21 protein-coding genes are annotated in these 21,337 nt (G+C 60.2%); 7 read left to right on the plus strand and 14 right to left on the minus strand.

Translation table 11 applies throughout. The features are described 5' to 3' along the window. The first annotated feature begins 71 nt into the window (after window positions 1-71). From hpf to AC1DVF_RS21450, 4 genes are read left to right on the plus strand one after another with little or no spacing between them, the layout of a single operon-like run. On the plus strand, window positions 72-380 hold the full coding sequence (hpf, locus tag AC1DVF_RS21435) for a ribosome hibernation-promoting factor, HPF/YfiA family (RefSeq protein ID WP_008085073.1): 309 nt from the start codon (window positions 72-74) through the stop codon (window positions 378-380). 11 nt (window positions 381-391) lie between these two features. Beyond that, complete coding sequence (gene ptsN, locus AC1DVF_RS21440) at window positions 392-856, plus strand: PTS IIA-like nitrogen regulatory protein PtsN (RefSeq protein ID WP_093435969.1); 465 nt, start codon at window positions 392-394, stop codon at window positions 854-856. Window positions 857-858: 2 nt separating this feature from the next. After that, on the plus strand, window positions 859-1,716 hold the full coding sequence (gene rapZ / locus AC1DVF_RS21445) for an RNase adapter RapZ (RefSeq protein WP_038357533.1): 858 nt from the start codon (window positions 859-861) through the stop codon (window positions 1,714-1,716). Between the two features lie 15 nt (window positions 1,717-1,731). Continuing rightward, window positions 1,732-2,007, plus strand: coding sequence for an HPr family phosphocarrier protein (locus AC1DVF_RS21450; protein WP_008085079.1), 276 nt, complete (start codon window positions 1,732-1,734; stop codon window positions 2,005-2,007). A gap of 94 nt (window positions 2,008-2,101) precedes the next feature. On the opposite strand, the gene AC1DVF_RS21455 is transcribed toward AC1DVF_RS21450, so the two are convergent. The 6 genes from AC1DVF_RS21455 to pmbA all read right to left on the minus strand — a co-directional run bounded on the left by AC1DVF_RS21455 (window position 2,102) and on the right by pmbA (window position 7,469). Beyond that, window positions 2,102-2,995, minus strand: a complete 894-nt coding sequence (locus AC1DVF_RS21455; RefSeq protein ID WP_477783103.1) for a ZIP family metal transporter — start codon at window positions 2,993-2,995, stop codon at window positions 2,102-2,104. Window positions 2,996-3,025: 30 nt separating this feature from the next. After that, a complete protein-coding gene (locus tag AC1DVF_RS21460) occupies window positions 3,026-3,637 on the minus strand; it encodes a superoxide dismutase (protein ID WP_116254665.1) in 612 nt (203 codons plus the stop codon). A 1-nt stretch (window position 3,638) separates the two neighbouring features. Further along, window positions 3,639-4,079: a hypothetical protein gene (locus tag AC1DVF_RS21465; protein ID WP_016984162.1), complete on the minus strand. Its 441-nt coding sequence runs from the start codon at window positions 4,077-4,079 to the stop codon at window positions 3,639-3,641. A 27-nt stretch (window positions 4,080-4,106) separates the two neighbouring features. Continuing rightward, window positions 4,107-5,483, minus strand: a complete 1,377-nt coding sequence (locus tag AC1DVF_RS21470) for a class II fumarate hydratase (RefSeq protein ID WP_477783104.1) — start codon at window positions 5,481-5,483, stop codon at window positions 4,107-4,109. Next, the gene (locus AC1DVF_RS21475; protein WP_099758003.1) at window positions 5,464-5,871 is read right to left on the minus strand and encodes a FagA protein; all 408 of its coding nucleotides are present in this window, start codon (window positions 5,869-5,871) and stop codon (window positions 5,464-5,466) included. Before AC1DVF_RS21475 ends, AC1DVF_RS21470 begins: the two co-directional genes overlap by 20 nt. 251 nt (window positions 5,872-6,122) lie before the next feature. Beyond that, window positions 6,123-7,469 (minus strand): metalloprotease PmbA, encoded by a 1,347-nt coding sequence (pmbA, locus tag AC1DVF_RS21480; protein WP_093435945.1) that lies wholly within the window; start codon window positions 7,467-7,469, stop codon window positions 6,123-6,125. 108 nt (window positions 7,470-7,577) lie between these two features. Here pmbA and yjgA point away from each other — a divergent pair, with 108 nt between their 5' ends. Further along, window positions 7,578-8,102, plus strand: a complete 525-nt coding sequence (gene yjgA / locus AC1DVF_RS21485) for a ribosome biogenesis factor YjgA (protein ID WP_007915377.1) — start codon at window positions 7,578-7,580, stop codon at window positions 8,100-8,102. 51 nt (window positions 8,103-8,153) lie between these two features. Here the strand turns inward: yjgA and tldD are convergent, their stop codons facing one another. The 8 genes from tldD to mreB form a co-directional block, all read right to left on the minus strand. Continuing rightward, the gene (gene tldD / locus AC1DVF_RS21490; RefSeq protein ID WP_477783105.1) at window positions 8,154-9,596 is read right to left on the minus strand and encodes a metalloprotease TldD; all 1,443 of its coding nucleotides are present in this window, start codon (window positions 9,594-9,596) and stop codon (window positions 8,154-8,156) included. A gap of 4 nt (window positions 9,597-9,600) precedes the next feature. Further along, complete coding sequence (locus tag AC1DVF_RS21495; protein WP_099758001.1) at window positions 9,601-10,461, minus strand: carbon-nitrogen hydrolase family protein; 861 nt, start codon at window positions 10,459-10,461, stop codon at window positions 9,601-9,603. Between the two features lie 58 nt (window positions 10,462-10,519). Beyond that, window positions 10,520-14,326, minus strand: coding sequence for a YhdP family protein (locus AC1DVF_RS21500; RefSeq protein WP_477783106.1), 3,807 nt, complete (start codon window positions 14,324-14,326; stop codon window positions 10,520-10,522). 75 nt (window positions 14,327-14,401) lie between these two features. After that, a complete protein-coding gene (gene rng, locus AC1DVF_RS21505) occupies window positions 14,402-15,859 on the minus strand; it encodes a ribonuclease G (RefSeq protein ID WP_034154470.1) in 1,458 nt (485 codons plus the stop codon). A 58-nt stretch (window positions 15,860-15,917) separates the two neighbouring features. After that, complete coding sequence (locus AC1DVF_RS21510) at window positions 15,918-16,514, minus strand: Maf family protein (protein WP_320335786.1); 597 nt, start codon at window positions 16,512-16,514, stop codon at window positions 15,918-15,920. Between the two features lie 37 nt (window positions 16,515-16,551). Further along, window positions 16,552-17,043 carry a rod shape-determining protein MreD gene (mreD, locus tag AC1DVF_RS21515; protein WP_034154468.1) on the minus strand — a complete coding sequence of 164 codons (492 nt, stop codon included), beginning with the start codon at window positions 17,041-17,043 and terminating at the stop codon, window positions 16,552-16,554. Continuing rightward, on the minus strand, window positions 17,043-18,185 hold the full coding sequence (mreC, locus tag AC1DVF_RS21520) for a rod shape-determining protein MreC (RefSeq protein WP_477783110.1): 1,143 nt from the start codon (window positions 18,183-18,185) through the stop codon (window positions 17,043-17,045). Before mreC ends, mreD begins: the two co-directional genes overlap by 1 nt. Window positions 18,186-18,326: 141 nt before the next feature. Beyond that, complete coding sequence (gene mreB / locus AC1DVF_RS21525; protein WP_002555108.1) at window positions 18,327-19,364, minus strand: rod shape-determining protein MreB; 1,038 nt, start codon at window positions 19,362-19,364, stop codon at window positions 18,327-18,329. Window positions 19,365-19,575: 211 nt separating this feature from the next. Between mreB and gatC the strand changes: the two genes are divergently transcribed. Together gatC and gatA are read left to right on the plus strand one after the other, a co-directional pair. Then, window positions 19,576-19,863 carry an Asp-tRNA(Asn)/Glu-tRNA(Gln) amidotransferase subunit GatC gene (gene gatC, locus AC1DVF_RS21530; RefSeq protein WP_007901429.1) on the plus strand — a complete coding sequence of 96 codons (288 nt, stop codon included), beginning with the start codon at window positions 19,576-19,578 and terminating at the stop codon, window positions 19,861-19,863. Between the two features lie 16 nt (window positions 19,864-19,879). Then, window positions 19,880-21,331 carry an Asp-tRNA(Asn)/Glu-tRNA(Gln) amidotransferase subunit GatA gene (gatA, locus tag AC1DVF_RS21535; protein WP_093435926.1) on the plus strand — a complete coding sequence of 484 codons (1,452 nt, stop codon included), beginning with the start codon at window positions 19,880-19,882 and terminating at the stop codon, window positions 21,329-21,331. The last annotated feature ends 6 nt before the right edge of the window (window positions 21,332-21,337 follow it).

The following is a 21,337-nucleotide window of genomic DNA, read 5'->3' on the forward strand; positions in this document are numbered from 1 at the left end:
CACGTTACAGCGTTCCAGTGGCAGGCTATCCAGCCTGCCGCTTTATGCACTGGCAACGAAGGAGAAGCTGTATGCAAGTCAACATCAGTGGACACCAACTGGAAGTGACCCAACCTCTGCGTTCCTACATCGAGGAAAAACTCCAACGACTGGAGCGCCATTTCGACAAGATCACCAACGTGCAAGTCACGATGTGCGTCGAAAAGCTGAAGCAGAAAATCGAAGCCACCTTGCATATACCCGGCAGCGAAGTGGTCGCCAACGCGGAACATACCGATATGTACGCGGCGATCGACGCCTTGACCGACAAGCTGGATAAACAACTCAAAAAGCATAAGGAAAAGACCCAGAGCCTGCTCCAGGGCGCTACCGGTCGATAACCCCCCACCCCATGATCCGACTTGAAAGTATCCTGACCCCCGGCCGTTCCCTCGTGAACGTGCCGGGCGGCAGTAAAAAGAAAGCCCTCGAACAAATTGCCAACCTGATCGCCCGCGAAGTGGCGGATCTGGAGATGCAAGATGTCTACGAGGCACTGATTGCCCGTGAAAAACTCGGTTCCACCGGTTTTGGTAACGGCATCGCCATTCCCCATTGCCGCCTCAAGGGTTGCACAGCACCGATCAGTGCGCTGATGCACCTTGATGCTCCGATTGATTTCGACGCCATTGACGGCGCACCGGTTGACCTGCTGTTTGTTTTGCTGGTCCCGGAGGCTGCCACCGATGCGCACCTGGAGCTGCTGCGCCAGATCGCCAGCATGCTCGATCGCAAGGAAGTGCGTGAAAAACTGCGCAGCGCTCCAAGCAATGAAGCGTTGTATCAGGTTGTCCTGGACGAGCAGAACGGGCACTAATCATGCGCTTGATCATCGTCAGTGGCCGTTCCGGCTCGGGTAAAAGTACGGCTCTGGATGTCCTTGAGGACAACGGCTATTACTGCATCGACAACCTGCCCGCAGGCTTGCTGCCGGAACTGGCCGAACGCGCGCTGATTCACACGGAACTGGCGCAGCCGCTGGTAGCCGTGTCCATCGATGCGCGCAACCTGCCGAGCCACCTGACACGCTTTCCCGAACTGCTTGAAGATGTCCGGGCCAAACACATCCAGTGCGACGTCCTGTATCTGGACGCCGACGAAGAAACCCTGCTCAAGCGTTTCTCCGAAACCCGCCGTCGTCACCCGCTGAGCAACGCCAACCGCTCACTGGCCGAGGCGATCCAGGATGAAACCGCCCTGCTCGGCCCGATTGCCGACCTCGCGGACCTGAAGATCAACACCACCAATTTGAACCTGTACCAGTTGCGCGACTCCATCAAGCTGCGTCTGCTGAACCAGCCGGAGCCGGGGACCGCATTTCTGGTCGAGTCCTTCGGCTTCAAGCGCGGCATGCCGGTGGATGCGGATCTGGTGTTCGATGTGCGCTGCCTGCCCAATCCGTACTGGAAGCCGGAACTGCGCGCGCAATCGGGTCTCGATGCGCCGGTGGCTGAATACCTGGCGGCACAGCCGGAGGTCGAAGAAATGTTTCAGGACATCTTCACCTACCTGCACAAGTGGCTGCCGCGCTTCGCCGCGAGCAACCGCGCTTACGTCACCATTGCCATTGGCTGCACCGGCGGGCATCACCGCTCCGTCTACCTGACCGAACGTCTGGGTCAGGCCCTGCAGAAAACCCTGAAGAACGTCCAGGTTCGCCACCGCGACCTCACTTAAAGGATTCACACCGCGATGCCTGCTCTGGAAATCGAAATCATCAACAAGCTGGGCCTGCATGCCCGCGCATCGGCCAAGTTTGTCGGGGTGGCCGGGCAGTATCCGGATTGCACGATCAGAGTGGGCCGTACACCAGAGACCACGGTTGATGGCAAAAGCATCATGGCGATGATGATGCTAGCGGCTGGCAAGGGCACCAAGATCTATCTGAGCACCGAAGGGCATCAGGAACAGGAAGCGCTGGATGCGCTGGTGGCGTTGATCAACAACTACTTCGACGAAGGCGGCTGACAGCCAAAGTCAAAAGATCGCAGCCTGCTGCAGCGCCTGCATTGGAATGCGTTCCCTGCAGGAACTGCCGCAGGCTGCGATCTTTTACCCTGCTTCAACCCAACGCCGTATCCATCACCATCATCAGACAAAACCCGATCAACAGGCCAAGACTGGCCAGTTTGTCATGACCATTGCGTCGCGACTCGGGAATCACTTCATGGGTCACCACCAGCAACATCGCCCCCGCCGCCAGAGCTAGTCCTAATGGCAACAACACCTGCGCCAGACTGACCAGCCACGCACATAACAACGCAAACACCGGTTCGACCAGACCTGACGCCGCACCGATCAGGAACGCCCTGACCCGCGACATCCCCGCCCCGGCCAACACCAACGCGATCACCAGACCTTCCGGGACATCCTRCAAAGCGATACCCATGGCCAGGCTGTCCGCATCCGGCATGCCGCCGCCAGCAGAAACGCCGACAGCCATGCCTTCAGGGATGTTATGGGCAATGATGGCGAACACGAACAGCCAGATCCGTGGTGGAATCACCGGATGCTCGACGGTGCCGACGAGCATTTCCGGGGACGCGCCGGAAACCTTGCGATCGACCAGATACAGCCCGAACGCACCCAGCATGATGCCGAAGCAGGTCAGGCCGCTGGCACCCCACGGTGTCAGTCCGAGGCTTTCGGCGGCAGCAATGCCCGGCACGATCAGCGAAAACGCCGTCGCCGCCAGCATCACCCCGGCACCAAAACCCAGCAAGGTATCACTGAGTGTCTGCGGCATCCGCCGGATCACCAGCACTGGCACAGCCCCGAGCGCCGTGCCGAGGGCGCAGATCGCACCGCCCTGCAACGCCCGCAACAGTCTCGGCTCGAGATTCAGCCATTCCAGTCCGTGGGCGACCAGCAAAGTCATGCCCGCCAACAGCAACAGCGATCCCACTGCGTAACGAAACATACGCCCACTTCCGATCGCCAGCGTTTCAGTGCCCATAGTCAGCCTTGGATTGTTTTTATAGAAGACTTAAACCAGCGCAGCCTGATAACGCGCAGCGACTTCAGGCCAATTGATCACGTTGTAAAAGGCGTTGATGTATTCCGGCCGACGGTTCTGGTAGCGCAGGTAGTAGGCGTGCTCCCAGACATCGAGGCCGAGAATCGGCGTGTTGCCGTTCATCAAGGGGCTGTCCTGGTTGCCGCTGCTTTCCACCAGCAGTTTTTTCTCCGGGGTCACGCTCAGCCAGGCCCAGCCACTGCCGAAACGGGTCAGTGCGGCTTTGGTGAAGGCTTCCTTGAAACTGTCGAGGCCGCCCAATTGTTCATCGATGGCTTTGGCCAGCGCGCCGTCTGGTTTGCCGCCGCCGCTTGGCACCATGACTTCCCAGAACAGCGAGTGATTGGCGTGACCGCCGCCCTGATTGATCACTGCCGCACGGAGTTTTTCCGGTAGATCCTTGACGCTGGCGACCAGTTTTTCTACCGGCCATTCGGCGTATTCAGTGCCTTCTACGGCGGCGTTGAGGTTGTTGATGTAGGTCTGGTGATGCTTGGTGTAGTGGATCTCCATAGTCTGCGCATCGATGTGCGGTTCGAGCGCGTCGTAGGCGTAAGGCAAGGCAGGCAAGGTAAAAGCCATTTCAATGGACTCCATGGTGATGGGGGGCAGGTGCGCGGCGCGCATTGCCGGTATCCGGATGCAGCAGGCGTTGGGTGCGCGGGTATTCACCGTGCTCGCTGATGAAATTCAACAGCTCGACGTAAGTCTTGCTGCTCTGGCGCAGCGCCGCTTCACGCAAGGCGAGGCGCTGACGTTCGTCCTGCATGGTCTGCAACAAGCGTTGATGGATGGCGCAGAGGTATTCGGCGCTCTCCTCCGGCTGATTCAGGCGCAAGTGCAGATCGGCCAGGTTGTGGTGGGAGATGACGCAAGCCGCCACCGCTTCGTCGGCATCCGCCCAGCGTTCGAACAACACTTGCGCCAGGGCCAGGGCTTGCAGGTAAGCCTCACGGGCGTCGATCAGTTCGCCGAGCATGAAGCAGCGATTGGCCCGTTCGATCGTGCGTTTCCAGTGCTCCATGGTGAGCCTCCAAAGCGGTTGCGGGGTTTACACGCCGCCGGCGGTGAGTTTCTCGGGATTGAGCAACTCTTCCAGTTGGCTGCGCGACAGGTCGGTGTGTTCCAGGGCGACGTCGATCACCGCACGGCCTTCCTTGTAGGCCTGCTTGGCGATTTCGGCGGCTTTCTGGTAACCGATGATCGGGTTGAGCGCGGTCACCAGAATCGGGTTGCGCGACAACGCTTCTTTAAGGCGCGACTCGTTCACCTTGAAGCTGGCGATGGCTTTGTCGCCGAGCAAGCGGCTGGAATTGGCCAGCAGCTCGATGCTGCTCAGCAGGTTCTGCGCGATGATCGGCAGCATAACGTTCAGTTCGAAATTGCCCGACTGACCGGCAATGGTGATCACCGAATCGTTGCCGATCACCTGCGCGGCAACCATGGCGGTGGCTTCCGGGATCACCGGATTGACTTTGCCCGGCATGATCGACGAGCCCGGTTGCAGGGCTTCGAGTTCGATTTCACCGAGGCTGGCAAGCGGGCCTGAGTTCATCCAGCGCAGGTCGTTGGCGATTTTCATCAGCGACACCGCAGTGGCCTTGAGCTGGCCGGAGACGGCGACGGCGGTGTCCTGCGAGCCGATCAGCGCGAACAGATCCTTGCCCGGGGTGAATTCCACGTCGGTCAATTGACTCAACTGGCGGCTGAAACGTGCGGCGAATTCAGGATGCGCGTTGATCCCGGTGCCGACCGCCGTGCCACCCTGCGCCAGGGATTGCAGGCTTGGCAGCAAATCCTGCAGATGACTGATGTTGGCCTTGAGCTGCTGCGCCCAACCGTTCAGTACCTGGCTCATGCGCACCGGCATCGCGTCCATCAAATGCGTGCGGCCGGTTTTGACGTGGCGATGTACGTGCGTGGCTTTGTGCTCGATCACTTGCACCAGGTGCAGCAGCGCCGGCAGCAGTTGTTCGTGCAGGGCCAGCGCAGCACTGACGTGAATGGTGGTCGGGATGATGTCGTTGCTGCTCTGGCCGCAGTTGACGTGATCGTTGGCGTTGACCGGCTCGCCGAGCAGACGGCTGGCCAGGGTGGCGATCACTTCGTTGGCGTTCATGTTGGAACTGGTGCCGGAACCGGTCTGGAAGATGTCCACCGGGAAATGCGGCATGAAGTCGCCTTCGAGCAAGCCTTGCGCGGCGTCGCTGATGGCTTTGCCCTGCGCGGCGCTGATCTGGTTGAGTTCAACGTTGGCGCGGGCGGCGGCGGCTTTGGCGAGGATCAGCGCGCGGATGAATTGCGTCGGCATCGGTTTGCCGCTAATCGGGAAGTTATCCACCGCGCGCTGGGTTTGCGCGCCGTAGAGAGCGTCCACCGGCACCTGCAGTTCGCCCATGCTGTCGCGCTCAATACGTGTCTTGGTCATCTGAAAATCCTTGCACCAGTTCAATAAGAGGAATCGAGGGCAGCAGTTCGCAGGTGGCGAGCTGCCAGGTATAGCGTTGCCAACGCTGGAGCCGGCATTTGCACAGGGACAGGCGCTCCATTTCACGCAGTGGACGCCAGGCTTGATCGAGACAGAAGCTGCGCCAATGCCACGGCAAGGCGATGTCGGTGGCCGTGTCGAGCAGCAGATGGAAGGAGGTTTCAGCGATGGTCCAGGGAGAAGTCGCAGTACAACAGGCCAGATACCGGCCCTCGGCCAGATAGTGTTCGATCAGGCGCGGTTCGTCGGGATCCATCGCGCAACGGATCTGGCGACTCATCCAGCGCCAGCTTTCGAGGTACGGCTGCTCGTGCAAGGCAGAACTCATGATCCGGGGCTCATCCGATAATGAGATTTATTATTAGATGATAATGAGAACCAAAACAAGAGCGTCGAACCATGCAGATCTCATTGTGAGAGCGAGCCTGCTCGCGAAGGCTTCGTGCCGCTCACCACTGCGGTCGGCCGTGAAATCGCTTTCGCGAGCAGGCTCGCTCCCACATTGGTTTTGTATGGAGCCAATAAAAAAGGCGCGCCACCCGATGAGGTGGCGCGCCTTTTGTGTCTGACGGCCGGGGTTTAGCTGCCCGCGACAGTCATCCGCTCGATCAACACCGAACCGGTGCGAATGTTGCTGCGCAGCTCCAGATCATTACCGACCGCGACGATCTGCTTGAACATATCGCGCATGTTGCCGGCGATGGTCACCTCCTGCACGGCGAACTGGATTTCGCCATTCTCGACCCAGAAACCCGCCGCCCCGCGCGAATAGTCGCCGGTGACCATGTTCAAGCCATGGCCCATCAATTCGGTGACCAGCAAGCCACGGCCCATGCGCTTCAACAGTGCAGCCTGGTCTTCATCGCCATGGGTGACGAACAGGTTGTGTACGCCGCCTGCGTTGGCCGTGCTCGGCATACCCAGTTTACGTCCGGAGTACGTGCCGAGGATGTACGACACCAGCTCGCCCTTTTCGACGAACGGTTTGGCATACGTCGCCAGACCATCACCGTCGTAGGAAGCACTGCCCATCGCGCGCATCAGGTGCGGACGCTCATCGATGGTCAGCCATTCCGGGAACAGCTTCTGCCCCAGGGTGCCTTCAAGGAAGGACGACTTGCGATACAGGCTGCCACCGGACACCGCCGAGAGGAAACTGCCAAACAGACCACCCGCCAGTTCTGCGGAAAACAGCACCGGCACTTCGCAAGTCGGCACCGGGCGCGCGCCCAGACGGCTCGCCGCCCGTTGCGCAGCACGCTGGCCGATGCTTACCGGATCCGCGAGCAAAGTGCCCTGACGGTTTACGTCATACCAGTAATCGCGCTGCATCTGGCCATCGGCCTCGGCAATCATCACGCAACTCAGGCTGTGCCGCGTCGATGCGTAGCCACCAATGAAACCGTGGCTGTTGCCGTACACGCGGCAGCCCTGATGAGTGCTAAGGGTAGTGCCGTCGGCGTTCTTGATCCGCGCATCGGCGTCGAATGCCGCCGCTTCACAGAGCAAGGCCTTCTCGATGGCCTGCTCCGGGGTGATGTCCCACTCGTGGAACAGGTCGAAATCGTGTTGTTCCTTGGCCATCAACGCCGCATCGGCCAGGCCCGAGGCCTCGTCTTCGGATGTGTGTTTAGCAATGGCCAGTGCCGCCGCGACGGTCTCGCGAATCGCATCCGGACCGGTCGCCGACGTGCTGGCCGAGCCTTTGCGCTGGCCCACATACAGGGTGATGCCAAAGCCCTGATCGCGGTTGAATTCGACCGTTTCGACTTCGCGCTGACGCACCGACGTCGACAGTCCCTGCTCCAGCGACACCGCGACTTCGCAGGCACTGGCGCCCTGACGCTTGGCTTCGGCGATGATCTGCTCGACTTGTTCCTGCAGTGCCGGCAATGCCTGCGGGCCGACGCTTTGAACTGCACTCATGCTCATCTCCACTCAAATTCTGCTTTCGGCTGGGGTCATCGAGCGACCGGGCCGGACAAGCGGCCCCCGACTGGTTATCATGGCGGCGTTTCTTTGCGGACTGCCACCATGGTTGATTCTTACGACGACTCCCTCGATACGGGAGAAAAAAGCAAATCTCAGGTCAAACGCGAGCTGCATGCTCTGGTTGACCTCGGCGAGCGCCTGACAACACTCAAGCCAGACTTGATCGCAAAACTGCCGCTGACCGACGCGATGCGCCGGGCGTTGGCCGATGCGCCCAAGCACACCGCGAACATCGCGCGTAAACGGCACTTGCAGTTCATCGGCAAACTGATGCGCGATCAGGACACTGACGCGATTCTCACGCTGCTCGATCAACTCGATGCCTCGACTCGTCAGTACAACGAGCGTTTCCATAACCTCGAACGCTGGCGTGATCGCCTGATCGCGGGCGACGATGCCGTGCTGGAGAAATTCGTCGTCGAGTACCCGGACGCCGATCGCCAGCAACTGCGTTCCCTGATCCGTCAGGCTCAGCACGAGGTTGCGCAAAACAAACCTCCTGCTTCCAGCCGCAAAATCTTCAAGTACATCCGTGAGCTGGACGAGACTCAACGCGGTCTGCGTTGATATTCGCCACCGGGTGGTCGCCCTGCGCGCCACCCGAAGCTCCACCTCCTCTTATGCGCCCGTGCCACCCACGGTGATCGCATCGATTTTCAGCGTCGGCTGACCGACACCTACCGGCACCGATTGCCCATCCTTGCCGCACGTGCCCACACCGCTGTCCAGCGCCAGATCGTTACCGACCATCGACACCCGGCTCATCGCCTCGGGGCCGTTGCCGATCAACGTCGCGCCTTTGACCGGCGCAGTGATCTTGCCGTCTTCGATCAGGTACGCCTCGCTGGTGGAGAACACAAACTTGCCGCTGGTGATATCGACCTGACCGCCGCCGAGGTTGGCGCAGTAGATGCCCTTCTTCACCGACGCGATGATTTCTGCCGGATCGCTTTCGCCACCGAGCATGTAAGTGTTGGTCATGCGTGGCATCGGCAGATGCGCATAGGATTCACGACGACCGTTACCGGTGCGGGCCACGCCCATCAACCGCGCGTTGAGCTTGTCTTGCATATAGCCCTTGAGTACGCCGTTTTCGATCAGCGTGGTGCACTCTGTTGGCGTGCCTTCGTCGTCGACGCTGAGCGAACCGCGACGGCCGCTCAAGGTGCCGTCATCGACAATGGTGCAAAGCTTCGAGGCAACCATTTCACCCATGCGACCGCTGTACGCCGAACTGCCCTTGCGGTTGAAGTCGCCTTCGAGACCGTGGCCGACGGCTTCGTGCAACAGCACACCGGACCAGCCCGAACCCAACACCACCGGCAACGTACCGGCCGGTGCAGGAATCGCTTCCAGATTTACCAGCGCCTGACGCAGCGCTTCACGGGCATAGCCCATGGCGCGGTCTTCGGCGAGGAAATAACGGTAGTCGGTACGCCCGCCGCCGCCATGCCCGCCACGCTCGCGACGGCCATTCTGTTCGACGATCACACTGACGTTGAAACGCACCAGTGGACGCACATCGGCGGCCAGACCGCCGTCGGTGGACGCCACCAGAATCCGCTCCCACACACCCGCCATGCTGACGCTGACCTGCTGGATACGCGGGTCAAGTGCGCGGGTGGCGACATCGATGCGCTTGAGCAGCTCGACTTTCTCGGCCCGGCTCAACACTTCCAGCGGGTTATCCGGCGCGTATAGCTGTGCAACATCTTGAGTGGTAAACGCCTGGACTGAGCCGTTCTGCCCGGCCCGGGAGATCGAACGCGCGGCACGGGCCGCTGCACCGAGGGCTTCGAGGGTGATCGCGTTGCTGTAGGCAAAACCGGTTTTCTCACCGGACTGCGCGCGCACGCCGACACCCTGATCAAGGTTGAAGCTGCCTTCCTTGACGATGCCGTCTTCCAGCGCCCAGGATTCGGAAATCTGGCCCTGGAAATACAGGTCGGCGGCGTCGATGCCGGGGCCGGCCAGGTCGCCGAGCACGCCTTGCAGGCTCTCGATCGTCACGCCGCCGGGCGCCAACAGGTGATCACTGACTGAGGACAACAACTCGCTCATAGGTTTACGCCTTAAATTCGTGTTCTGAGGCAGGCCGCTGTGCGCCCTGCGAGAAAAACCGCCGATGACGCGTCACCGGCATTCGCGCCCTGATGGACGCTTGTTCATTGCTATCGCGCTCGGCCAACAACACCGCTTCGCCTTGATCCTGACTCGCCAGCACCCGGCCCCACGGGTCGATGATTGCCGCATGGCCGAACGTTTCTCGCGGTCCCGGATGGGTTCCGCCTTGTGCTGCGGCAAGCACATAACACTGTGTCTCGATGGCGCGTGCGCGAATCAGCACATCCCAATGCGCTGCGCCGGTCACCGCAGTAAAGGCTGACGGTGCGGTAATCAACTCGGCACCGGCGGCACGTAATTCGCTGTACAGCTCGGGAAAGCGCAAGTCGTAACACACGGTCAGACCGACTCGCCCCACGGGCGTATCGGCAACGACAACGCCACTGCCATAAGCATAGTCATCGGATTCGCGATAACGGCCGCGATTGTCCGCCACATCCACATCGAACAGATGCAACTTGTCATAGCGTGCAACGATTTCGCCATGCTCATTGACCAGCAGCGAGCAGGCGTTGGCTTTGGCCGTCGGCTGATCCACTGGAGGCAACGGCAAGGTGCCGGCCACTATCCATAACTTGAGGTCGCGGGCGGTCTGTTTCAACCACGGCAGGATCGGCCCTTCGCCCAATGCTTCGGCGCGGCCGATATCAGCGATGTCGCGACGGCCCATGGCGGCGAAGTTTTCCGGCAGCACCGCCAGCTTCGCGCCACCGGCCGCTGCCTGTTCGAGCAGGCGCCGGGCCTGGGCCAGATTGGCCAGCACGTCGCTCTGGCTGACCATTTGAATCACCGCTAAAGACATGGCGAACTCCGCAAGAGATATGCGGCCATGCTACTCCATCGGTTCAGTGGCTGGCTGTTCAAAAAGGCTTGTCGAAGGTGATTTTCGGCTCTTTCCATGGGCCTTTGACGGTGTATTTCACACTGGCAAAGCGCGCCACGCGGTCACCGATCAGCTTGTCGATCAGGAACAACGCGCCGCCGACCGCCGGTGCGCCGACGATCAGCGCCGCAATCGGCAGGTTGTTGGTCACCGGCAAGGTCACCAGCAACTTGGCGTCCACCTGATCACCGACCAGATCCAGCGTACCGTCCAGCTCAATGTTGCTCGAAGGACCGGTCAGGCGAATCGGTTCACGGGTGACATACACACCGTTATTTGCCACCAACAGGCCTTTGACCCGGTCGTAGCTCAAGCCTTTGCCGAACAGATCGGAGAAGTCCAGACGCAGACGCCGGCCGATGGAGTTGAAGTTAAGCAGGCCAAACACTCGCAACGCCTGCGCACCGCCCTCCACTTCAACAAACTGACCTTTGTTCAACGACGCATCAAGAGTGCCGGAGAAGCGCTTGGTCGCCAGCCAGGCCGGCGAGCCCGGCCAACGGCCGTCGACGTCCATATGAAATTCTTCGCTGGTCACGCTCGGCGCAAAGCCCCAACCCTTGAGGACATCGGCGAGATTCTTGCCGCCAATCCGGCCCTTGAACCAGCTATTGGTCGCCCCCGGCGCACCTTCCCAGCCGCCGTTGCCCTGCAACAGGATGCCTTTGAGGCCCATGTCGAGGTTGTTCAGGGCGATGCCTTTCGCGGTCGGTCGCACTTTGAGCGACCAGCCGCCGACCAGATCCGGCCCGAGAAACAGTTGATTGATGGTGATGTCCAGCGCCGGAATCTTCGTCGGATCGACCGACGCCAACGGGTCTGGCGAATTTTCGTCAGCCTGTACCGTCGGGTCCGGCGCTGGCAGTTTCACGTACTGCAAATTCACCGCAATCGGCACGCCCTTGGCGTCCGGCAGGCTCGCCGAGCCCTTGGCCTGCTGGCTGTCGAGAGCCAGATTCCATGCGCCCGGTTTGCGATTGACCTGCACTGAGGCCTGATCCAGCGTGGTCCCGAGTGCCGTGAGCTTGCCGACTTTGAAATCAGCACTGTTGAGCAATTGCTTGGCGCTGCCGCCCGGATCCTGCCCGGCGTATTTGTTCACCAGATCCTGCCACGGCGCGACGTCCAGTTCCGAGAGCACCCCGCGAACCCGCAAGCCTTTGGCGCCCGGCAGCACCGCTTCGCCGGCACCGAGAAACAATTCGCCACGGCCCTCGGCAAAATTGCTCGGAGGTGCCGCGAAGGTGAAATTGGCCAGTTGGTCGTAGTTGACCCAATAACGCCGCTCCTGCCCCTGCAAAGTCATGCGGAACACGGTATCGCGTCCGACATCTGCCGCCATACCGAACGGTGCCGGCAGATCCACCGCCACACCTTTCATGCTGGAGCTGACCATCAACTGGCTGTCGGCGCCGTCCAGATTCAATTGCAACTGATAAGGAATGGTCCCGGAAACCGGCAATGGTTGCGTCACGCCCAGCCAGTCGGTGAGTTTCTTCACTTCGACCTGACCGGATGCGGCAACCCGGGTCTTGAGCTTGCCGGGGCTGCCATCAGCGAAGATCTGCGCGGTCACCGGTTTGTCGAACGCCCGCGCGGCGATGTTCTGCCCGCTGAGTCCTTTGGCGCTGTCAAAGCGGAAATCACCCTTGAGTTGGGTCAGCTCCAGCTTCGGCTCGGCGAGTTTCAGGCGCGCATTGGCGGTTTTGAAGTCGACCAGAATCTTCGGCAGGTCGCCGCCCTTGTCCAGCGGGATGTCCAGTTTGAGCTTGCCTTGCAGATCACCCGCCCCTTCCCATCCGGCAAAGGTCTCACCGGTGCCGATCGGCGCTTCCTGAAGAATCTTCAAGCCATCCCCCAACCCACCGGCAAAGGCGCCATCGAGGAACATATGCGTATGTTGTCCGGCCGGCACATGGGGAATATTGACGAAGACATCGCTGACTTGAGTGTCAAGCAACTGGCCCTTGTCGGCCACGATCCGCACACCACTGTCTTCGATGAACACGTCGCCACTGACCTTGCTCACGTGCGGCCAGCCCGGCTGGAACGCCAGTTCAGCGTCGTGCACTTTGAAGAACAGACTGATGCTGCGATCGGCCTCCCCGGCATTTTTGCTCAGCGAACCCTGATACTGAAAGAAACCCTGATCGACTGCACCTTTGAGGATGGCCGTACGCAGCCACTCGTCGAGCGCCGGGCTGAGCACTTGAGGCAGGTACTTGGCCGTGTAGCGACCGTCGCCATCGACCAGACCGACCCGCAGGTCCATGTAGTCTTCCTGGCTATGGTCGAAATGCAGGCGTATCAGGAAATCGCCGGCAATCTTGCCTTCCTCGCCAAGCACCTTCAGGTACGGAGCGATCAGGGTGAAGCCGTCTTTGTCGAGCTTCCAGGTCAGCCGCGCATTGGCCTGAATGTACTGCCATGGCTTGGCGAAAATCGGGTCGAGGTGCAGGACAAAATCCTTGCTGTCCATGCGCAACTCGCCACCGTCCAGGTTACCGCTGAGGCTACCACTGACGTTTCGTGCTGCCGGAGCGCCGTGATAGGCATCGAAACCAACATTGTCCAGATTGCTGGCGAAACTGAATTTGTTGCCATCGGTGGCATTGGGGCGAAAATCCAGCAACACGTTACGCAGGCCACCGGTGACTTTCAGATGATCGACGGCCGTGGCGAAACCTTGCGGCAACGGCCCCAACGCATTGAGCAACGGAGTGATCGGAGTCAGATCGAGACGATCCGCCTGCAAGTGCCAGAGCTCGTCCACCTTGTCGGTCGCGCGCGTCTGCTTCAGTTGGACATGAGACTCCCAACGGTTTTCGCCAAAACTCATCGCCAGTGAATCAAGGGTAATGGTGGCACCCTCATCACTGTTCTCGTAGTAGGCGTTAAGCGCCAGATTATTGATCTGGATCGGCTTGCGATCGGCATAGGCGCCGGTCAGTTGCGGAGCATTCAAGCGTAACGCGGCACTCTGCAGCGTGCCCTTGGCCCAATTGACCCAAAGTTCGCCACCGGCTTTGATTTCGGAAAAATTCCACTGCTGGGTCAGACGTTCTGGCAGCCACTTCGACCAGTCGCTTTGCGGCAGGCTGGCATAACCGTCCACCACACTGTCCTGCCATTGCTCCGGGCGAATCCGCGTGCGCAGGCTCAGTGCAACGGGCTGGCCATCCGGCAAGGTCAAACGCGCATCGAGCCGTTGACGGCTGGCGCCGGTTTTCAGATTGAGGCCGACATAGGTGAGGGTGAGCGGCGCGTGATCCAGCGGTTGCAAAGTTACCTGACTGTCGAGCAACGACAGTTGCTGAATCATTTGCGAACGATTGAACAGTTGCTGCGGGTCGAGCGGCTGATCGTGCTGCACCGGCAGACCTTCCAGCGCCCAACTGCCGTCCTCGGCTTCCTTGAGGCTGATTTTCAGGCCGTTGAGTTCAAGATGGGCAATGCGCACTTCGCGCGCCAACAAGCTGGCCCAAAGATCCGGTACCGCGCGCACTCGATCCAGACGCAACGCATTGGCGCCAGCGCCGACCATCACATCATGGGCCAGCAGGATCGGCGCAAAACCGCTCCAGTTGCCTTCAAGTTCGCCGATCTGCAACGGCATGCCGAGGGCGGCACTCGCTTTGTCTTCGATGTCGGCGCGATATTCGGCCACCAGCGGGGTCAGCTCACGACCGAGACTGACGTACAACGCCATCAACACCAGAACCAACGCGCACAGGCCCAGCCCCCAGCGGGTGAGTGTGGCCAGAATGCGTGTCAGACGCTCCATGTCAGTTGGCTCCCATGGCAAAAATACTGCGAAAAGCTGAGGCCAGCCGCGGTGGAATAAAAGTGACGCAGGGGATCAGAGCAGCACCACGTCATATTGTTCCTGGGAATACATGGTTTCCACCTGGAAGCGTATGGTGCGACCGATAAACCCTTCAAGCTCGGCGACGTTACCGGATTCTTCGTCAAGCAAGCGATCCACCACTTTCTGGTTCGCCAACACCCGATAACCCTCGGCCTGATAGGCGCGCGCTTCACGGAGGATCTCGCGGAAGATCTCGTAACAGATGGTTTCCGCAGTCTTGAGTTTGCCACGCCCCTGACAACTGCTGCACGGCTCGCACAGCACCTGTTCGAGACTTTCGCGGGTACGCTTGCGGGTCATCTGCACCAGGCCCAACTCGGTGATGCCGATGATGTTGGTCTTGGCGTGATCACGCTCCAGCTGTTTTTCCAGGGTGCGCAACACTTGGCGTTGATGCTCTTCATCTTCCATGTCGATGAAGTCGATGATGATGATCCCGCCCAGGTTGCGCAGGCGCATTTGCCGGGCAATCGCGGTGGCCGCTTCGAGATTGGTCTTGAAGATGGTTTCTTCGAGGTTGCGATGGCCGACGAAAGCTCCGGTGTTCACGTCGATGGTGGTCATGGCTTCCGCCGGATCCACCACCAGATAGCCACCGGATTTCAGCGGCACCTTGCGTTCGAGGGCTTTCTGGATTTCGTCTTCGACACCATAGAGGTCGAAAATCGGTCGTTCACCCGGGTAGTGTTCCAGACGATCGGCGATTTCCGGCATCAGTTCGGCGACGAACTGCGTGGTTTTCTGGAAGGTTTCCCGGGAATCGATGCGAATCTTCTCGATCTTCGGGTTGACCAGGTCACGCAGCGTACGCAGCGCCAGACCGAGGTCCTCGTAAATCACGCTAGGCGCGGAGATGGTTTTGATCTGCTCGTTGATCTGGTCCCACAGGCGCCGCAGGTAACGGATGTCCATGAGGATTTCATCGGCGCCAGCGCCTTCGGCGGCGGTGCGCAGAATGAAACCACCGGCCTCCTTGATGCCTTCTTTGGCCACGCAATCGCTGACCACCTGCTTGAGGCGTTCGCGCTCGGCTTCGTCTTCGATCTTCAACGAGATGCCGACGTGGGCGGTGCGCGGCATGTACACCAGATAACGCGAAGGTATCGACAGCTGCGTGGTCAAGCGCGCGCCTTTGGAACCAATCGGGTCCTTGGTGACTTGCACCACCAGGCTTTGACCTTCGTGCACCAGCGCGCTGATACTTTCGACCGCAGGACCTTCACGTAGAGAGATTTCGGCGGCGTGAATGAATGCCGCGCGGTCCAGGCCGATGTCGACAAACGCTGCCTGCATACCCGGCAGCACGCGGACGATCTTGCCTTTATAGATGTTGCCGACAATCCCGCGCTTTTGTGTGCGCTCAACGTGGACTTCTTGCAGCACACCGTTTTCGACCACCGCCACGCGCGACTCCATCGGCGTGATGTTGATCAGAATCTCTTCACTCATGGCAGGATCTCGTTCAGGCGTGTTCACGATAATGGCCGCATCTGGATTCGTACGACGCTTATTGCGCGTTCAGGTTTTGCCAACAGGGTATGCCGAAATGGCCTAACAGTTCTGCGGTTTCGCAAATCGGCAACCCGACCACCGCCGAGTAACTGCCATTAAGGCCCGCGACAAACACCGCGCCGAGCCCCTGAATGCCATAACCACCGGCCTTGTCCCGTGGCTCGCCACAGGCCCAGTAAGCGGCCGCTTCCTCAATGCTGATCGCGCGAAACCGCACCAGACTGCGCACCACCCGCGACTCGCAGCGCTCGTCTTCAAGCACGGCGATGGCGGTCAGCACTTCATGCTCCTTGCCGGACAACATCATCAGCATGGCGCATGCATCGGCTTCGTCCACCGGTTTGCCCAGAATTTTGCCGTCCAGCACCACGGCAGTGTCAGCACCCAGCACGCAGAATGGCTGAGTGGACACGACCGTGCGGCGTCCGGCCTCGGCTTTGCCGCGCGCCAAGCGATCGACATAGGCCGAGGGCGACTCTTCGGGTGATGGGGTTTCGTCGATATCCGCACTGATGGCGGAGAACGGAACGCCGATCTGCGTGAGCAATTCACGCCGACGCGGCGATCCGGAGGCGAGGTAAAGCGGCTTCATCAAAACATCTCCCTGTTCAGTGCCCAACTTCACCGGTTCAATTGATTTTGTAGCGTCGGCGCAATCCGCGTAGGGCAAAGCTGACCCAAGGCCAGAGCAAGGCGCTGACCAGCGCCGGAAGTACCAGCGCCAAGGTTGGTTGACGGTTACCGGTCAAGGCACTGAGCCACAGTTGCACCAGTTGCGCGAGGCCGAAGATCACCAGAATCACCAGGCATTGTTGCCACATCGGGAACATCCGCAGGCGTTGTTGCAATGACAATACGAGGAAGGTGATCAGTGTCAGGATCAGCGCGTTCTGACCGAGCAGATCGCCCTGCAGCACGTCTTCGGCCAGGCCCAGGCAAAACGCCGTGACCATGCCCACTGTGTGCGGCATATACAAAGCCCAGAATGTCAGGAGCAAGGCCAGCCATAGCGGGCGCAGGATTTCCATGAAAATCGGCAATGGAGACACGCTCAGGAGTATGCCGACAACAAACGTCAGCCAGACAATCCAGCCGTTACGCGATGCGGTAGCCCCGACCATTATTCTTGTCTCCCGGTTGTCGCTGGTGCGTTGACTGGCGGTTTGGCCTCAGGTCGCGCAGCCGGCTGGGCAGCTGGAGGTTTGGCCGCCGCTGGCGTCGCTGCCGGTGGTTTGGCAGCCGCTGGCGGTTTGCTTGCCGCGGGTTTGGCCGGTGTGGCGCTAGCGGCGGCGGTCGGTGCGGCAGGCGTCGCGGGCGTCGTAGCCGCTGCGGCAGGCGGGGTCACGGTTTTCGGTACAGTGGCCGGAATAATCGGACCGCCGCCAAAGGCATCAAGATTTTCCTGCGCTTGCGCCGCATCGTTGGCACGTTCTTCGGCGGTGCGGTTGTCGCTGAACACCAGCAACATGTAACGGCTGCGATTCAGCGCGGCGGTCGGCACGGCGCGGACGATGGCGAACGGCTGACCGGAATCGTGGATCACTTCCTTCACGGTCGCGACCGGATAGCCTGCCGGGAAACGCTGGCCAAGGCCGGAACTGACCAACAGGTCGCCTTCCTTGATATCGGCAGTGTCGGCGACGTGGCGCAATTCCAGGCGTTCAGGGTTGCCGGTGCCGCTGGCAATGGCCCGCAGCCCGTTGCGATTGACCTGTACCGGAATGCTGTGTGTGCTGTCAGTGAGCAGCAAGACACGCGAGGTGTAAGGCATCAACTCGACCACCTGGCCCATCAGACCGCGCGCATCGAGCACCGGCTGACCGAGCACCACGCCGTCGCGCTCACCTTTATTGATGATGATGCGATGGGTGAACGGGTTGGGGTCCATACCGATCAACTCGGCCACTTCGACCTTTTCGTTGACCAGTGCAGAAGAATTGAGCAACTCGCGCAGCCGAACGTTCTGCTCGGTAAGGGCGGCAAGCTTTTGCATGCGGCCCTGCAACAGCAGGTTTTCGGTCTTGAGTTTTTCGTTTTCGGCGACAAGCTCGGTGCGGCTGCCGAACTGGCTGGCGACACCTTCCCACAAGCGACCCGGCAGGTCTGTGATCCAGTAGGCATCCATCAGCACCAGCGACGCTTGCTTGCGCGCAGGCTTGAGCAGGTCAAAGCGGGCATCGACCACCATCAGCGCGATCGATAGCACGGCCAGCACCAACAGGCGCACGCCCAACGAAGGGCCCTTGGCGAAAAGCGGTTTAATAAGCCGCTCCTCCCAGGCAAATGTTCTGTTTATTCATACGGCATCAAACCGGCCTGGATGAAGACTGACAGAAGATAAACGCCAACAGGCAGCACTGCAAAGTGCTGCCTGCGCGCTCACCCACGTATTGCACTCGGCGACTTATTCGCTCGAGAGCAGGTCCATGGTGTGCTTATCCATCATTTCCAATGCACGGCCACCGCCGCGAGCCACACAGGTCAGCGGATCTTCGGCAACTATCACTGGCAGACCGGTTTCCTGGGCCAGCAACTTGTCGAGATCACGCAGCAGCGCGCCACCACCGGTCAGCACCAGGCCACGCTCGGCGATGTCGGAAGCCAGTTCCGGCGGCGATTGCTCCAGAGCACTTTTCACAGCCTGAACGATGGTTGCCAGGGACTCTTGCAGAGCTTCCAGCACTTCGTTGGAGTTCAGGGTGAATGCGCGTGGAACGCCTTCGGCCAGGTTGCGACCGCGAACGTCGACTTCGCGAACTTCGCCGCCCGGGTAGGCCGTGCCGATTTCCTGTTTGATGCGCTCAGCGGTGGATTCACCGATCAGGCTGCCGTAGTTACGACGCACGTAAGTGATGATCGCTTCGTCAAAGCGGTCGCCGCCAACGCGGACGGATTCGGCATACACCACACCGTTCAGGGAGATCAGCGCGATTTCAGTGGTACCACCACCGATATCCACGACCATCGAACCGCGCGCTTCTTCGACCGGCAGGCCGGCACCGATCGCAGCGGCCATTGGCTCTTCGATCAGGAATACTTCACGGGCACCGGCACCAAGGGCCGATTCACGGATGGCGCGACGCTCAACCTGGGTGGATTTGCATGGAACGCAGATCAGCACACGAGGGCTAGGCTGCAGAAAGCTGTTTTCGTGAACCTTGTTAATAAAGTATTGCAGCATCTTTTCGCAGACGCTGAAGTCGGCGATCACGCCGTCTTTCATCGGACGAATGGCAGCAATGTTGCCCGGCGTACGGCCGAGCATGCGCTTGGCCTCGGTGCCGACAGCAACGACACTTTTCTGGTTACCGTGTGTCCGAATGGCCACAACCGATGGCTCATTCAGGACGATACCGCGCTCGCGCACGTAAATAAGGGTGTTGGCAGTGCCCAGGTCAATGGAAAGATCGCTGGAAAACATGCCACGCAGTTTCTTGAACATGGGAAAGGGACCCTAGGCAACGCGTGGGTAAAAAAGTGCGGCAAACTCTAACAACGACAGGGATTTTGGGCAAGGCGCCAATATGTTAAATTGGCCGCTTTTCTGTGCACCAAGCCCCACAATCGCGGCCTTATGACCGTAGAAGTGCGGTAGTGTTCCGACAATCTAACACACGGACGCCGTCCGTTCTGTTTTCCACAGGAGAATCCCGATGGCGCTAGAACGCTCCGACGTGGAAAAAATCGCTCATCTGGCCTGCCTTGGCCTCAATGATGCCGATCTTCCACACATTACTTCCGCTCTCAACAGCATTCTCGGTCTGGTCGACGAAATGCAGGCTGTTAATACCGACGGAATCGAGCCTCTGGCCCACCCGCTGGAAGCCAGTCAGCGCCTGCGCGCCGACGTTGTGACCGAGACCAATCACCGCGAGGCCTACCAGTCCATCGCACCAGCGGTCGAAAACGGCCTGTATCTGGTTCCGAAAGTCATCGACTAAAGGGAAAGAGCCTGCAATGCATCAAATGACTCTGGCCGAGATCGCCCGCGGTCTCGCCGATAAAAAGTTTTCCTCCGAAGAGCTGACCAAAGTCCTGCTGGCGCGCATCACCCAGCTCGATCCGCAGCTCAACAGTTTCATCAGCCTCACCGAAGAGCTGGCGCTCGAGCAGGCGAAAGCCGCCGATGCACGCCGCGCCAACGGTGAGAGCGGCGCCCTGCTCGGTGCGCCGATCGCTCACAAAGACCTGTTCTGCACCCAGGGCATTCGCACCAGCTGCGGCTCGAAGATGCTCGACAACTTCAAAGCCCCGTACGACGCCACCGTGGTCGCGAAGCTGGCGGCTGCCGGCGCGGTGACCCTGGGCAAGACCAACATGGACGAATTCGCCATGGGTTCGGCCAACGAGTCGAGCTGGTACGGCGCGGTGAAAAACCCGTGGAACCTGGAACACGTGCCGGGCGGTTCGTCCGGCGGTTCGGCGGCGGCAGTAGCCGCTCGTCTGTTGCCTGCGGCCACGGCCACCGACACTGGCGGTTCGATCCGTCAGCCGGCAGCCTTCACCAACCTCACCGGCCTGAAACCGACCTACGGTCGTGTTTCGCGCTGGGGCATGATCGCTTACGCCTCCAGCCTCGATCAGGGCGGGCCGTTGGCGCGCACCGCCGAAGACTGCGCAATTTTGTTGCAAGGTATGGCTGGCTTCGATCAGAACGACTCCACCAGCATCGATGAGCCGGTTCCGGATTACTCCGCCAGCCTGGGCGACTCGCTGCAAGGCCTGCGCATCGGCGTGCCGAAGGAATACTTCAGCGCCGGTCTCGACCCACGCATCGCCGAGCTGATCCAGAACAGCATTAAAGAGCTGCAGAAGCTCGGTGCGGTGATCAAGGAAATCAGCCTGCCGAACATGCAGCACGCAATTCCTGCGTACTACGTGATCGCCCCGGCAGAGGCTTCCTCGAACCTGTCGCGTTTCGACGGCGTGCGCTTCGGCCATCGCTGCGAGAACCCGGAAAACCTGATCGACCTGTACAAGCGTTCCCGTGGCGAAGGCTTCGGCGCGGAAGTGCAGCGCCGGATCATGGTCGGTGCCTACGCGCTGTCCGCCGGTTACTACGACGCCTACTACCTGAAAGCGCAGAAGATCCGTCGCCTGGTGAAGAACGACTTCATGGCTGCCTTTAATGAGGTCGACATCATCCTCGGCCCAACCACGCCGAACCCGGCCTGGAAACTCGGCGCCAAGAACAGCGACCCGGTCGCTGCCTATCTGGAAGACGTCTACACCATCACCGCCAACCTCGCGGGCCTGCCGGGCCTGTCGATGCCGGCCGGTTTTGTCGACGGTCTGCCGGTGGGCGTGCAGTTGCTCGCGCCGTATTTCCAGGAAGGTCGCCTGTTGAACGTTGCCCACCAGTATCAGCTCAACACTGACTGGCACACCCGCACCCCAACCGGCTTCTGAGGAGAC

The organism is Pseudomonas sp. P4_D7 (assembly GCF_056401755.1).